General features: G+C 46.6%; 10 protein-coding genes. 3 read left to right on the top strand and 7 right to left on the bottom strand.

The features are described from left to right. Window position 1: 1 nt before the first annotated feature. Window positions 2-730 carry an outer membrane lipoprotein-sorting protein gene (locus C4S60_RS01445; RefSeq protein WP_425275102.1) on the bottom strand — a complete coding sequence of 243 codons (729 nt, stop codon included), beginning with the start codon at window positions 728-730 and terminating at the stop codon, window positions 2-4. Between the two features lie 323 nt (window positions 731-1,053). Here C4S60_RS01445 and glgC point away from each other — a divergent pair, with 323 nt between their 5' ends. After that, window positions 1,054-2,271, top strand: coding sequence for a glucose-1-phosphate adenylyltransferase (gene glgC, locus C4S60_RS01450; protein ID WP_103878538.1), 1,218 nt, complete (start codon window positions 1,054-1,056; stop codon window positions 2,269-2,271). Window positions 2,272-2,397: 126 nt separating this feature from the next. Here glgC and C4S60_RS01455 read toward each other — a convergent pair whose 3' ends face one another. Then, window positions 2,398-4,830: a chitinase C-terminal domain-containing protein gene (locus tag C4S60_RS01455; protein ID WP_103878539.1), complete on the bottom strand. Its 2,433-nt coding sequence runs from the start codon at window positions 4,828-4,830 to the stop codon at window positions 2,398-2,400. A 432-nt stretch (window positions 4,831-5,262) separates the two neighbouring features. Here C4S60_RS01455 and C4S60_RS23690 point away from each other — a divergent pair, with 432 nt between their 5' ends. Together C4S60_RS23690 and C4S60_RS01465 are read left to right on the top strand one after the other, a co-directional pair. Beyond that, on the top strand, window positions 5,263-5,871 hold the full coding sequence (locus tag C4S60_RS23690; RefSeq protein ID WP_208623228.1) for a hypothetical protein: 609 nt from the start codon (window positions 5,263-5,265) through the stop codon (window positions 5,869-5,871). 140 nt (window positions 5,872-6,011) lie between these two features. After that, entirely contained in the window at window positions 6,012-7,154 is a 1,143-nt protein-coding gene (locus C4S60_RS01465) for an iron-containing alcohol dehydrogenase (protein WP_103878540.1), read from the top strand. Between the two features lie 60 nt (window positions 7,155-7,214). Here C4S60_RS01465 and C4S60_RS01470 read toward each other — a convergent pair whose 3' ends face one another. From C4S60_RS01470 to rbsA, 5 genes are all read right to left on the bottom strand, one after another. Further along, complete coding sequence (locus tag C4S60_RS01470) at window positions 7,215-8,228, bottom strand: substrate-binding domain-containing protein (RefSeq protein ID WP_103878541.1); 1,014 nt, start codon at window positions 8,226-8,228, stop codon at window positions 7,215-7,217. A 39-nt stretch (window positions 8,229-8,267) separates the two neighbouring features. Further along, window positions 8,268-9,188 carry a ribokinase gene (gene rbsK, locus C4S60_RS01475; RefSeq protein WP_103878542.1) on the bottom strand — a complete coding sequence of 307 codons (921 nt, stop codon included), beginning with the start codon at window positions 9,186-9,188 and terminating at the stop codon, window positions 8,268-8,270. A gap of 152 nt (window positions 9,189-9,340) precedes the next feature. Beyond that, window positions 9,341-10,219, bottom strand: coding sequence for a ribose ABC transporter substrate-binding protein RbsB (gene rbsB, locus C4S60_RS01480; RefSeq protein ID WP_103878543.1), 879 nt, complete (start codon window positions 10,217-10,219; stop codon window positions 9,341-9,343). A 73-nt stretch (window positions 10,220-10,292) separates the two neighbouring features. Next, window positions 10,293-11,273 carry a ribose ABC transporter permease gene (gene rbsC, locus C4S60_RS01485; protein WP_103878544.1) on the bottom strand — a complete coding sequence of 327 codons (981 nt, stop codon included), beginning with the start codon at window positions 11,271-11,273 and terminating at the stop codon, window positions 10,293-10,295. Next, window positions 11,270-12,775, bottom strand: a complete 1,506-nt coding sequence (gene rbsA, locus C4S60_RS01490; protein ID WP_103878545.1) for a ribose ABC transporter ATP-binding protein RbsA — start codon at window positions 12,773-12,775, stop codon at window positions 11,270-11,272. The genes rbsC and rbsA overlap by 4 nt, the downstream gene beginning before the upstream one ends. Window positions 12,776-12,781 lie beyond the last annotated feature (6 nt).

The raw sequence follows: 12,781 nt of genomic DNA on the forward strand, positions 1-12,781 counted from the left end.
CTCAATCACGCAACGCTTTCATTTGGGTCTGTGAGAAGAAATTGTCTTCGATAGCAAAGTTAAACTGCGCCTGATGCGTGATTATTTCTGTTTTCTGACCAACTTTATCAGCAGGAATCATTTCCATTCGAGTGGCAACCTGTCTTCCACCTAGTTCTTTAATATCAAAGGTCTGCATGGTATTCACTTTTTCATCAAACTCATCAAAAAACTCAGCTTTCCTCTGAAGGTAACTTTGCTTTGAAATCCACAATCTGACTTTGCTCCAAACCACTGGAGCATCTGGTTTGGCAATCGCATCAATAACCCAGGTTGGCTCACCATCAAAGGCTTCTTGCCCTACCATTTCGTGGGCATAATCGACGACTATAGATGACTGATTAATCAAATCATCATTAGTAAAATCCGAGCCCATCCACGATTGGCCTAACATGGATGGAGCGATCTTCACGATACGCTCAATGTTAGGTAACCAGTTCCACATTTCACGTTGCCGCTTAAGAGACGCCGATCCTTTATCTTTAGCAGGAGCAGTAACCAGAACAAGGGAAAGATCTTGTCCTTTGGTCCAACTCTTCATACTCATTGTCCTTGTCCAGTCAGGACGAATAATGCGCATGGTTAGCTCCGAATAACTGGACTCTCCTCGCATGGATTTATCGGATCTTTCAACGATTTCTGTCGGTGTTTGCGCCTGAAGGGGTAATGCAATTAGCGCGCACAGCATCATCAGCGTAGGAATAAACGGTCTCATTGAAGTTATCTCCGCAATTCAGTTTTAACCACTATAGCAATATTCCTCGTAAATAATTGTGATGGCGGACATTTTCACCGCCAATTTAATGGCCTGTATAGATTTTGCACCACTATGAATCAAACAAGACCTATCAGTACAATAGCAGTGCAACTAATGACTACAACTCACCACTTTGGTGCAAACTCCTCCTATTAGTCGTTGCTATCCCCTTAAATTCATAATGTTAGATTATGGCGTAGTTCTTGTAAGGATATCGACTACAATACTTACATTGCACAATTTCAGGGAGAAATAGGATGCAAGATGTTCTTACTATCGTCCTCGCAGGAGGCATGGGCTCAAGGTTAAGTCCCCTAACCGATGACAGAGCCAAACCCGCCGTACCCTTTGGAGGTAAATACCGAATCATAGATTTTACGCTCACCAACTGTTTGCACTCTGGATTACGACAAATCCTAGTACTAACCCAGTACAAATCTCATTCTCTGCACAAGCACATCAGAGATGGATGGTCCATCTTTAACCCCGAACTGAAGGAATTCATTACCGTCGTGCCGCCTCAAATGAGAAAAGGCGGCAAATGGTATGAGGGCACCGCAGATGCGATCTATCACAACATGTGGCTGTTATCGCGAAATGATGCAAAATATGTGGTTGTGTTGTCCGGTGATCATATCTATCGGATGGATTATGAGGCAATGATAGAGGAGCACAAACAGACAGGAGCAAAACTTACCGTTGCCTGCATGGACGTTCCCAAGCATGAAGCCTCGGCCTTTGGGGTGATGGCAACCAATTCCAGTAAGCAGGTAACCGCATTTGATGAAAAGCCGAGCGAGCCCGCTTCTATGCCGGGTAACCCCGATCGCTCTCTGGTTTCAATGGGGATTTATGTCTTTGATATGGAAACCCTGCAAGACGCCCTGCATGAAGATGCCGGGATAGAAACGTCCAGCCATGACTTCGGTAAAGACATTATTCCCAAGCTCATTGATACACAGGGTGTCTATGCCTATAATTTCGGCTCAGAAAAAGGTCGGGTCGCTCGAGACAGCTATTGGCGTGATGTGGGGACTATTGACTCCTTCTACGAAGCGAACATGGACTTACTTGAACCCGTACCACCAATGAACTTGTACCAGGAAAACTGGGGGATTCGCACCTACGAACCTCAGCTTCCACCAGCCAGAACGGTACCCTCTGCGACGGGTAACGAAGGGATTTTCATCAACTCCATCATTGCCAATGGCGTTGTCAACTCAGGGGGCTCAGTCCACCATTCGATTCTCTCTTCTAATGTGAAAATCAATGACGGCGCTACGATCGCAGACAGCATCATTTTTGGTGATGTCACCGTGGGTGAAAATTGTCAGCTCGCCAACTGTATTATCGATAAGCACGTAGTGATACCGGATGGCACAGAAATTGGCCTTGACCCCATTGCAGATGCGAAAAAATTCCACATCTCCGAAAAAGGGATTGTGGTGATCCCCGAAGGATACATATTCGACTAGGGTTACATTTCTCCTTGATATCAAAGCGAGACATCGCTTTTCCTTAACAATAAAGCCGCCCAATTATTATCGGGCGGCTTTCTCATTTCGCTCAATCATTCACAATCTACATTGACGACAGACGGTTCAAATAATACACACTTTCTCCCAGCTTCCATCGCTACCCGGAATGGAGTTGGTCCACCACTTGGCTTTGTAGACAACACCATCATAACTCATCAGATCGCCGCCATTCGCATGGCTTGGGTCCCCTTTCCAATCCACCTGAGGAAAATCAGGATAGGCATTAACGCCAGTGGTATCACAAGTACCTGAGTTACCACCGCCAGTATCACCACCACCGTTACCGCCACCACTACTCAAATTCGCAAGCGGCAGATCAGGTTGCTCAAATTTGAAGGCGTAGTCCACACCATTCACGTTCACCGTATAGTTTGCGGGACCGGAAACAGGCAGGTAATACACCATATCCAATTCGTACGTGCTACCTGCTGCCAGGTTTTTCCAGCTTGGCAGTGTGAACGCGACTCTATGCATTGTGCCATCTAAGCCACCGATGTTGTTAGCGCGGGTATGACCGGACGCAATCACTTTGAGCCCACCACCAGACTGGTCTTTTGCATTGTCAGGAGCAGATGTCGGAATATCAAACTGAAATTCTGTGCCGCCCGGAATGTCGGTACCGGTATTATTGGTAAAAGTTACCTTGGGATTAATCGGATAGTTCTGGTCGCCGACTTTGAAACCGTCTACCGTTACTGCAATATCAACGGCTTCGGTAGGTATCGTGCCTGTGGCGACCTTGTTTCCGTATGGTGAAGCACTGAGGAATTTCTCGTACATAGCCTTAGTCATGCTATTCCCCATGTGAAACTCTCCATTTCCTGAAGCACACGCCTGTTCCGTCGGATCCACCGCCCCGCGATTGCCAATAGCATCAAGAACATAGCAATTGTAGTCTCCGGCTAGTTCCCAAAACATGATGCCGCCTATTTCTTTGTCAATGACGTACTGGGCTTTTACATCAATAGATTCCACATCTTCGGTAGAAAGGAACACGTTCTTCTCTGCGTTCCACAACCAAGGTGCGATGGCGACGCTGTCATAGTTACGAGTGTAGGTCCCCACAAACTTATCGGTTGGATCGTTTACAGGGTCTAGGCCATAAGCTTGTGCATAGGAGCCCCAAATCCCCTTCTCTAAGTTCTTGGCATGCCACATAGGGTTAGAGCCTGCACCCATTTCATTGCCGTTAACATCTTTGTCATGCCACATATTGTCGATACCTAAAGCACCGTATCCACAATTGTTCTTTTCACCTTCGCCCGTGCCCGCCGGACATTCAGACTGATTTGGCAACGGCGCACGTCCCCAGAGTCCGTTAGTTCCTCCACTTACATTTTGCCAACCACGGGTGTAATAAGGCACACCAATATTGATTCGGCCTGCTGGCATTGAACCGCGGAAGTAATGATAGGCCCAGTCGGTGTTCAGATAGCCAATCCCACCATAAGCGGCAGTGCCGTACACATTCCATTGAGCCAGCTCTGAGTCTTCACCGGTATCATAAAGGGCGGCGTTGTGCCCTACATGGTCATTCCATGCACCATGTAAATCGTAAGACATGATATTAACGTAATCGAGATATTTGGTGACTGACATGGTTTCCATGCCTCGCAGCAGATACCCGGATGACGGTGCCGCGATCGTCAACATATAATGAACCCCATCCTGAGAACTGGCGACATCAAGCTTTTCACGTAGCACCTTCATTAGTACTTCATAGGACTTCCATAAGTAAGCACGTCTGGACTCAGAAAAAGCCGTATCATCCGGGTTGCCAGCACCCGCCATTGATGTGGGATATTCATAGTCAATATCCAGACCGTCAAATTGGTAGGCTCTCATCATTTCTACGGCAGAAGTCGCAAAGGTTTCGATCCCCTGAGTATTCACTGAACCATCGGCATTGGTGGTCATAGTATAAAACCCACCATCCGCCACACGTGTCCCATCAGGAGCAAAGTGACCGCCGGTTTCCGCCCATCCACCAATAGAAATCAGTGTTTTTACGCCATGTTTCTTCTTGGCTGTCGCCAGTGCTCCAAAGTGCCCCTTAAATCCCAGAGCAGGGTCTATTTCAACCCCAGGCCACTCTTTGCTCACTGCAACGTTGTTTGGGTCATTGATATCCCCCACATTCACTTTGCCGTCTGAGCCTATACTGACGAAAGCATAATTAATATGAGTAAGCTGCTCCCAGGGAATGTCATTAACCAGATAAGATGACTGAGGATCGTCACCGGAACGCCAACTGGTAAAGTAACCGATCACTCGTCTTGGGTGATCCGCCCCCATCAGTTCGCGCCCCTCGGTGTCATACAATGTGCAGTAAGGTACATCTACACCCTGTGTCTGATAGAGTCCGTCAGGGCGACAGTCTGAATGGGATGTAACAGCAAAACTTTGTTGGGAATAGAGTGCAGATGTGCATAACACTGCCAGCACGCTGAGTTTGCTCCAGTGTTTTGACCTGTCGGGCTTGTTAGAGTCTTTCATTATGAATCCTTTCTTTGTCAGTAGAATATTTCACGTACATGTAGAACGGCAGCCACCTAGCGAGCAGATAACTGTTTACATAGTGACTACATCTCAATCACACACTTTAGACACAATGAAAAATAAGCGGATATTTTTTACTCTTAATGAGTTTTTTATAGATGATATTTAAGAAATGACTCGCAATTAAATGCTTAACAACTGAAATTTCGGGTAACTTATTTTGCATCAAGAATACAAATTCATGCTGGTTAAAAAAGTTAGAAATTGATCTGTTTCGAGATTTTAATCATGTAGGGATGACGAGCTATTACTGGTCGTTTATCGGGCTTAACACCCAAATTATAAACAGTGATTGAATTATCTGACGAAAGTTAGGTCATTCCATTCTATACTTCTTGAATAACAACCAGTTACCCTAGGATTTTGCTCATGAAACTCAAAACTTTTCTGGCTGTGACTATTGCCTCATCTATGTTAATTGGGTGTGGAGCCAATACCACACAACGCGCTGCAGAGGGTGCCGCGATGGGTGCCGTATCTGCGGGCATGTTGGGTGCCCTGACCGATCTGATTGTGGATGGTGAAGTCAATACTTATCGCCTGAGCCGCAATGTCACAGCAGGCGCTCTAGCGGGAGGGGCCGCTGGTGCCATTGACGGTTACTCAAAGGACAAGCAACAAGAAGCCCAACAAAAACAATCACAATCTGCATCTGCTAAACCTGCTCTGGAGTTTGGGCCAGAGGTGGAGACTTCACTTAACGCACTTATTTCCTGTCAGCACGATGACGCCTACAGGGCCGCACTCGCGGCAGAAGGTGCCTCGCAAGAGTCCTATCGTGAAGCTGGTATTGTTATGCAGGCACTCATCGACTTTGATCGCAATAACACCGGAGGTGTAGAACGAGCCATAGACAAATTCGTCAAACTCAACACGTCTGTCAACGATCCACAACAGGCCAAAATTCAATTAGATTCGTTACACAAAGAACTCCAGCAAGAGCGTCAAATTGCCGGACTGGCGCCCAACTGCAGTTAGTTTGCTACTTCGCACAACAAAGATAGATCAGGTTTGCCCTTGAAGCCTGATCTAATCACCCCCACCATAAGTACTATCAGTAACATATCTTCCAGTTATCCTACCACGTAACGCAACTTAACAATATGAGGCAACAAATAATGAAATTTAGCTACGCTAACCCTACCATTATTCATTTTGGCCAGGGGCAGATTCAGCAGATCTCTTCGAGCATTCCGAAGAACGCCAAAGTACTTGTTATTTACGGAGGCGGATCTATTAAAAAAAATGGTGTCTATGATCAGGTCGTGGCCTCACTCAGCCAGCACTCCTGGTCCGAATTTTCAGGGGTTGAAGCCAATCCAACCAAAGAAACCCTGGACAAAGCAATTGCACAAGTCAAAGCCGAGAACATCGACTACCTGCTCGCTGTTGGCGGCGGGTCAGTTATCGACGGAACCAAGTACATTGCGGCCGCCGCTCTTCATGAAGGCGACAGTTGGGATCTGATAACCGGTGACTATAAAGTGGACAACGCGATACCGATTGGTGTGGTACTAACACTACCAGCAACCGGATCTGAATCGAATATGGGTGCAGTAGTGACCCGGAAAGCGACCAACGAAAAACTTGGCTTTCTTTCACCAGCCGTCAGACCGAAATTTGCCGTTCTTGACCCTGACGCAATGAAAACCTTACCTGAAAAGCAGTTGGTTAATGGACTGGTAGATGCCTGGGTTCATGTGTGCGAACAGTATATTACCTCACCGACGGGTCACATGGTTCAAGAAGGTTATGCAGAAGTACTATTGCGAAATCTGCTTGAACTTGGGGCTCAATTTAACCAGCGCGATGACAAGTGGCGCGCCAATCTAATGTGGACTGCGAATCAGGCGCTGAATGGACAGATTGGTGCGGGTATGCCGCAGGATTGGGCAACGCACATGATTGGTCACGAGCTGACTGCTTTATGGGGTGTAGACCATGCCCGTTCACTCGCCATTATTCAGCCTGCATTGCTTCGCAACCAACTCGAATATAAGCAAGCAAAAATCGAACAAATGGGCCGAAATGTATTCGGACTGGAGGACAGCGCCGACCTTGCCGAGCGGACCATTCAATCAATTGAGGCTTTTTACGCCAGCCTGCATGTCGACACAGGCTTGTCTGAAGTCTCCGGAGATAAATCGGATGCAATTGAGTTGATCATTGAGAAGCTTGAACACAATGGCTACACCATGTTGGGTGAAAATCGAACCATCACCCCTGACGTAAGCCGAGAAATTTTGACTCAGGCTCTTTAAGCCACAAACGGGTCGTTGAGCTTTGTGTGACCACGATGCTCAACGACTCATTTCTCAAACTCAGCCCGCTTTACTGAGCACTTTTACACTGTCGCGCACAATGAGTGTCGGCTCCAGTTGAACGACATCCGAAGCAAGCGTCGTTTTTTCTATCTTCGCCAGCAATGTTTCTACTGCGGCTTTGCCAAGACGGTACTTAGGCTGATGAATAGTCGTTAGAGATGGCGTCATATACTTGGCAATGTGAATATCGTCATAGCCAATGACAGATAGATCATCGGGCACCTTTATTCCTTTACTATGGGCAGCATTGATCACCCCCATTGCCATCATGTCATTACAAACAAATATCGACGTTGGCAATTTTCCTCTGGCCATTAAAGTATCAAGCGATTTAGCCCCTCCGTCACATTCGAAGTCCGATTCGATGACCCAGTCAGGATTCAGAGTTACCCCTGTCTCCTTCAATGCTTTTTTGTATCCTTCATATCGCATCAGAGCTTGGTGACGATTAAGCGGACCGGTAATGCAACCAATTTCTGAATGACCACTTTCTATCAGGTGTTTTGTCGCCAGATAACCGCCGAGGAACGAGTTATCCTGAATTTTGTCACTTTCAAAGTGGATGGGGCCCCAATCCATGACGACGACAGGAATCGAAGGATATTGCTCAAAGATATCGAGTTTCTCCCCTTCCAGTGTAGAGCACATAAGAATAAGTCCATCGACACGCTTTTGAAGAAGCGTATCAATGGATGCCCTCATTCGTTCAGTGTCCCCTTCTGTATTGCACAGAATAAGGTTGTAATTCTGGTGATAGCAGCTTCGCTCAACCCCTTTTACCACTTCCCCAAAAAACGGGTTGGTCGAGGTCGTCACTAACATTCCAATTGTTCTAGTACGATTCATTTTCAGGCTTCGAGCAAGCGCAGAAGGCGCATAATTAAGCTCCTTAGCTGCATTATTTACTCGCTCTGAAATCTCTTCACTCACGAATCGCGTTTTATTGATAACATGACTCACTGTAGATGTGGATACACCAGCAAGCCTTGCTATGTCCTTCATCGTTGCCATTGGACTACGGTCTCCACTGCTTTTTGTTTTTGCCGCTAATTAAGCGTTTTGCTCTAAAAACTCTTTTACTTCATCTAGCGTTGGAATGGAAGTCTGTGCACCAAAACGAGTGACAGAAATAGCAGCGGCAGCATGAGCAAAAACGATCGCCTCTTCAATCGATTTTCCTTCAATTAAACCAGTGACCAATGCGCCATTGAACGTATCGCCCGCAGCAGTCGTGTCCGTTGCTTCAACTTTGAAGCCAGGAATACGCTCACCACGACCATTCTGACTTAACCAAACGCCTTTTGAACCAAGCGTGATCATTACAATTTCAATGCCCTTGCGATGAAGCGCATTTGCCGCTTCTTGCGCAGACTCATCATCGATAACGGTAATTCCTGTGAGTACTTCCGCCTCAGTTTCATTTGGCGTAATAACATCTACACACTCAAGTAGTGAGTCTGGTAACGCCATCGCTGGCGCGGGATTTAATACCACGTTGGTCTTCGATTGTTTCGCAAGTTTTGCCGCATACTCTATGCCTTCGATAGGCGTCTCTAGCTGTGTCAGCAGGTAATTTGCTTCTTCAATCATCGCTTTGTGAGGTTCAACACGAGCGGTTGTTAGCTTTGCGTTCGCTTCAGCAGAGATACAAATACTATTCTCACCGCTTTCTGCAACTTGAATCATCGCGATACCTGTTGGTGTGCCCGGTTCCAACTGAACACCCGCGATATTGATACCATCAGCTTTGAATGCTTCACGAATGTTAATGCCAAACGCATCATCGCCCACACAGGCAATGAAGCCAGTGTCACCTCCCAGTCGCGCCGCAGCCACCGCCTGATTGGCACCTTTACCACCTGGGATGACCTGATAATTCATCCCGTGTAATGTTTCGCCCGGTCTCGGGAATGAAGGAACTTGCAGTACATGATCTGCATTAACACTACCCAATACGATGAGTTTATTCATACATTGTTCCTTTTACTCAAATAAATTAACTTGGGATTGCCTTGATATGACAGGCCGAAATTAACTTGGAAGAGAATAACCAGCTTCAATTAAAGCTCTCCTTTGGTTAAAGGAGAGCTTTGCTATCCTCTACATAGAGGGAATCTTAACAATTACTCAGTAACAACTTTTAGTGGTACTGGAATGTATTCTTCAACTTTCTCGCCTTTCAGTACTTTATCTGCAGTTTCAACACCCAAAGCACCGATCATGTCTGGTTGTTGCGCGATAGTCGCGGCAAGTTTGCCACGCTTAACCGCAGCCATGCCGTCCTCTGTACCATCAAAGCCAACAATCATCACGTCTTTACCCGCTGCTTGTACTGCACGAAGCGCACCTAAGGCCATCTCATCATTCTGAGCAAATACCGCTTGTACATCTGGATTCGCCGCCAACAAGTTTTCCATTACGTTAAGGCCCTTAGTACGGTCAAAGTCCGCTGGCTGACTCGCAAGGAGTTCCATTTCAGAGCCTTTCACTGCGTTCATGAAACCTTGTCCACGCTCACGTGCCGCTGAAGTACCCGCAATACCTTCAAGTTGGATAACTTTCGCTTTCTCGCCTACTTTTTCCATGATGTAGTGACCAGCCATTTCACCACCAACTACGTTGTCAGACGCGATATGGCTGACTACGTCGCCACGACTTGCACCACGGTCAAGAGTAAGTACTGGGATATTTGATCGGTTGGCCATACGGATAGCATTTGACACTGCATCCGAGTCTGTAGGGTTAATTAAGATTGCTTTCACGCCACGAACGGTCAAATCTTCGATATTCGAAAGCTCTTTGCTAGGGTCGTTTTGTGAGTCCAAAACGATCAGGTTATAGCCCAAATCTTTCGCTTTCGCTTCAGCGCCTTCTTTCATCGTCACGAAGAATGGGTTGTTTAGCGTCGATACCACAATCGCCATTGTGTCTTGTGCTGATGCCGTCGCAGACATCGAAGCAGAAAGTACCGCAGCAGAGATAATAGTTGCTAGTTTTTTCATCGTTTTAGTCCTTTGTGTAGGGGTGGCTCAACCATTCGTTGAGCCAGTTATTGTAAAAATATAGTGGGGGTAACTACTTGTTTTTGTTATCAACCAATACGGCCAGGAGAATCACAACGGCCTTTGCTATCATCTGGTAGTAAGAGGAAACATCTAATAAGTTCAGAGCGTTATTGAGGAAACCGATAATTAATGCACCAATCAGCGTGCCCATGACCCGGCCTTTACCACCCATCAGACTGGTACCACCCAGTACCACTGCAGCGATAGCATCAAGCTCATAGCCCATACCCGCTGTAGGCTGCGCAGAAGATAGACGTGAAGTCACAATGATACCCGCGAGTGCTGCCAGCAAACCACAAATGGCGTAGACACCGATTTTCACCTTGTCCACATTGATGCCTGAAAGACGTGTCGCTGACTCATTACCACCCAACGCATAAACATATCGACCAAAGCGCGTATGGTTAAGCAGATACCAGGCAGCGGCGAATACGATCACCATGATCCATACCGGAACCGGGATTCCCAAAGCGTAACCAGTACCAAACCATGCAAAAGCATCGGCAGTGTCGGTGAAGCCTGTTGAAATTGGACGACCATCGGTGTAGACCATGGTCACACCACGCAATAAAGTCATAGTCACGAGAGTCGCAATAAAGGCCTGTACTTTACCTTTCGCAATGATGATACCGCTAATGGCACCCAAAGCAGCACCAGCGAACAACGCGGTTGGCACCGCGATAAGAACTGGCACTTCCATTGCGATAAGGCTAGCGGCAAACGCGCCGCATAATGCTAAAACGGAACCAACACTCAAATCGATACCCGCAGTAAGAATGACCAGTGTCATCCCCACTGCAATAATCGCGTTGACCGACGTTTGGCGCAGAATATTCAGAATATTGTCTACAGTAAAAAAGTTTGGATTGAGAAACGACACCACGACAATCAGAAACACCAACGCAATCAGTGATTTCTGTTCAATCAGCCACTCTTTATTAAATAGGGGCTTTTTCTTTTCTGTTTCAACGCTCATTGTTTTGTTGTTCATGCTGCTTCCTCACTTACATTTTTTCCGACAGCGCATGCTAATAGTTTTTCCTGATCTGCTTCATGGGCCATAAACTCGCCACTTATGTGCCCTTCATGCATAACCAAAATTCGATCGCTCATGCCCAATACCTCAGGCATTTCAGAAGAGACAAGAATGATGCTCATCCCGTCTGCTTTAAACTTGTTAATTAGCTGGTAAATCTCTTTTTTTGCACCCACGTCAACGCCACGCGTAGGCTCATCGAGAATCAAAACTTTTGGTTTGGTCATCAGCCCCTTAGCAATAGCCACCTTCTGTTGGTTACCACCTGATAGATTGCCAATGATCTGATCCCGGGTTGGTGTTTTGATATTGAACAACTTGATAAAGTCTTCAACTGCTATCACTTCTTCGCCATGCTGGATCTGAACACCCTTTGATAGCTGCTCCAGTGCACAAAGTGACATGTTCTCTTTCACTGAAAGACCCAACACCAAACCGTCACCTTTTCGATCTTCAGAAATGTAGGCGATACCGTTCGCCAGACCGTCCTGAGGACTGGCTGGGTTAATCACTTTCCCATTCAGTACCACGTCACCAGACTCACGCTTAAGTGCGCCGTATATGACTTTCATTAGCTCAGTCCGACCGGCTCCCATCAAGCCAGAGATGCCCAGAATTTCGCCCTGGTCGAGAGTGAAACTCACGTTGTTTACACCAGGTCCGCACAGGTTTTTGACTTCCAGGCTCGTTTTTCCGTGAACCGCATCAATTCGTGGATACTGCTCATCAAGTTTCCGACCCACCATCATTTCAATCAGAGTGTCTTCATCGGTTTCCGCCACAGTACGTTGACCGATGAACTTACCGTCACGCAGCACTGTGATGTCGTCACAGATTTGGAAAATTTCTTTTAAGCGATGCGATATATAAACAATGCCACATCCTTGATCTCGCAGTTCATTGATCACGTTGAATAGAGACTCGGTCTCGGTATCGGTCAACGCATCTGTAGGTTCATCCATGATGATTACTCTGGACTCAAAAGACAGGGCTTTGGCGATCTCCACCATTTGTTGCTCGCCTAGACTCAAATCCCCTAAAGGCGTTTTCGAACTGTGTTTGACATTTAATCTTGATAACAGGTGGTCCGCTTCTGCGTACATTTCTGACCACAAGATTCGACCAAACGCATTGGTCTTTTCACGTCCCAGAAAAATGTTCTCAGCGATGGTCAGTTCAGGGATTAGGTTCAACTCCTGATGAATAATACTAATACCAGCTTGTTGTGAATCCCTCGGTCCACTGAATGCGACCTGATTGCCCTGATATCGAAGCTCACCCGAGTCTTTTGAATAAATGCCCGTCAATACTTTCATTAAAGTTGACTTACCCGCTCCGTTCTCGCCAAGCAGTGCCATCACTTTGCCCGGATAGACATTCAGACTGGCCTTATCGAGCGCCTTTACGCCTGGAAAAGCTTTTTCAATATCGCTCAGTTGTAATATGGGTTGCAGCATGTTGTT

The organism is Vibrio hangzhouensis (genome assembly GCF_900107935.1).
GTDB lineage: Bacteria > Pseudomonadota > Gammaproteobacteria > Enterobacterales > Vibrionaceae > Vibrio > Vibrio hangzhouensis.

Bases quoted from the DNA above. Each gene is read 5' to 3' on its own strand.
- C4S60_RS01445 (WP_425275102.1), bottom strand. From the start codon at position 730: ATGATGCTGTGCGCGCTAATTGCATTACCCCTTCAGGCGCAAACACCG.
- glgC (WP_103878538.1), top strand. From the start codon at position 1,054: ATGCAAGATGTTCTTACTATCGTCCTCGCAGGAGGCATGGGCTCAAGG.
- C4S60_RS01455 (WP_103878539.1), bottom strand. From the start codon at position 4,830: ATGAAAGACTCTAACAAGCCCGACAGGTCAAAACACTGGAGCAAACTC.
- C4S60_RS23690 (WP_208623228.1), top strand. From the start codon at position 5,263: ATGAAACTCAAAACTTTTCTGGCTGTGACTATTGCCTCATCTATGTTA.
- C4S60_RS01465 (WP_103878540.1), top strand. From the start codon at position 6,012: ATGAAATTTAGCTACGCTAACCCTACCATTATTCATTTTGGCCAGGGG.
- C4S60_RS01470 (WP_103878541.1), bottom strand. From the start codon at position 8,228: ATGGCAACGATGAAGGACATAGCAAGGCTTGCTGGTGTATCCACATCT.
- rbsK (WP_103878542.1), bottom strand. From the start codon at position 9,188: ATGAATAAACTCATCGTATTGGGTAGTGTTAATGCAGATCATGTACTG.
- rbsB (WP_103878543.1), bottom strand. From the start codon at position 10,219: ATGAAAAAACTAGCAACTATTATCTCTGCTGCGGTACTTTCTGCTTCG.
- rbsC (WP_103878544.1), bottom strand. From the start codon at position 11,273: ATGAACAACAAAACAATGAGCGTTGAAACAGAAAAGAAAAAGCCCCTA.
- rbsA (WP_103878545.1), bottom strand. From the start codon at position 12,775: ATGCTGCAACCCATATTACAACTGAGCGATATTGAAAAAGCTTTTCCA.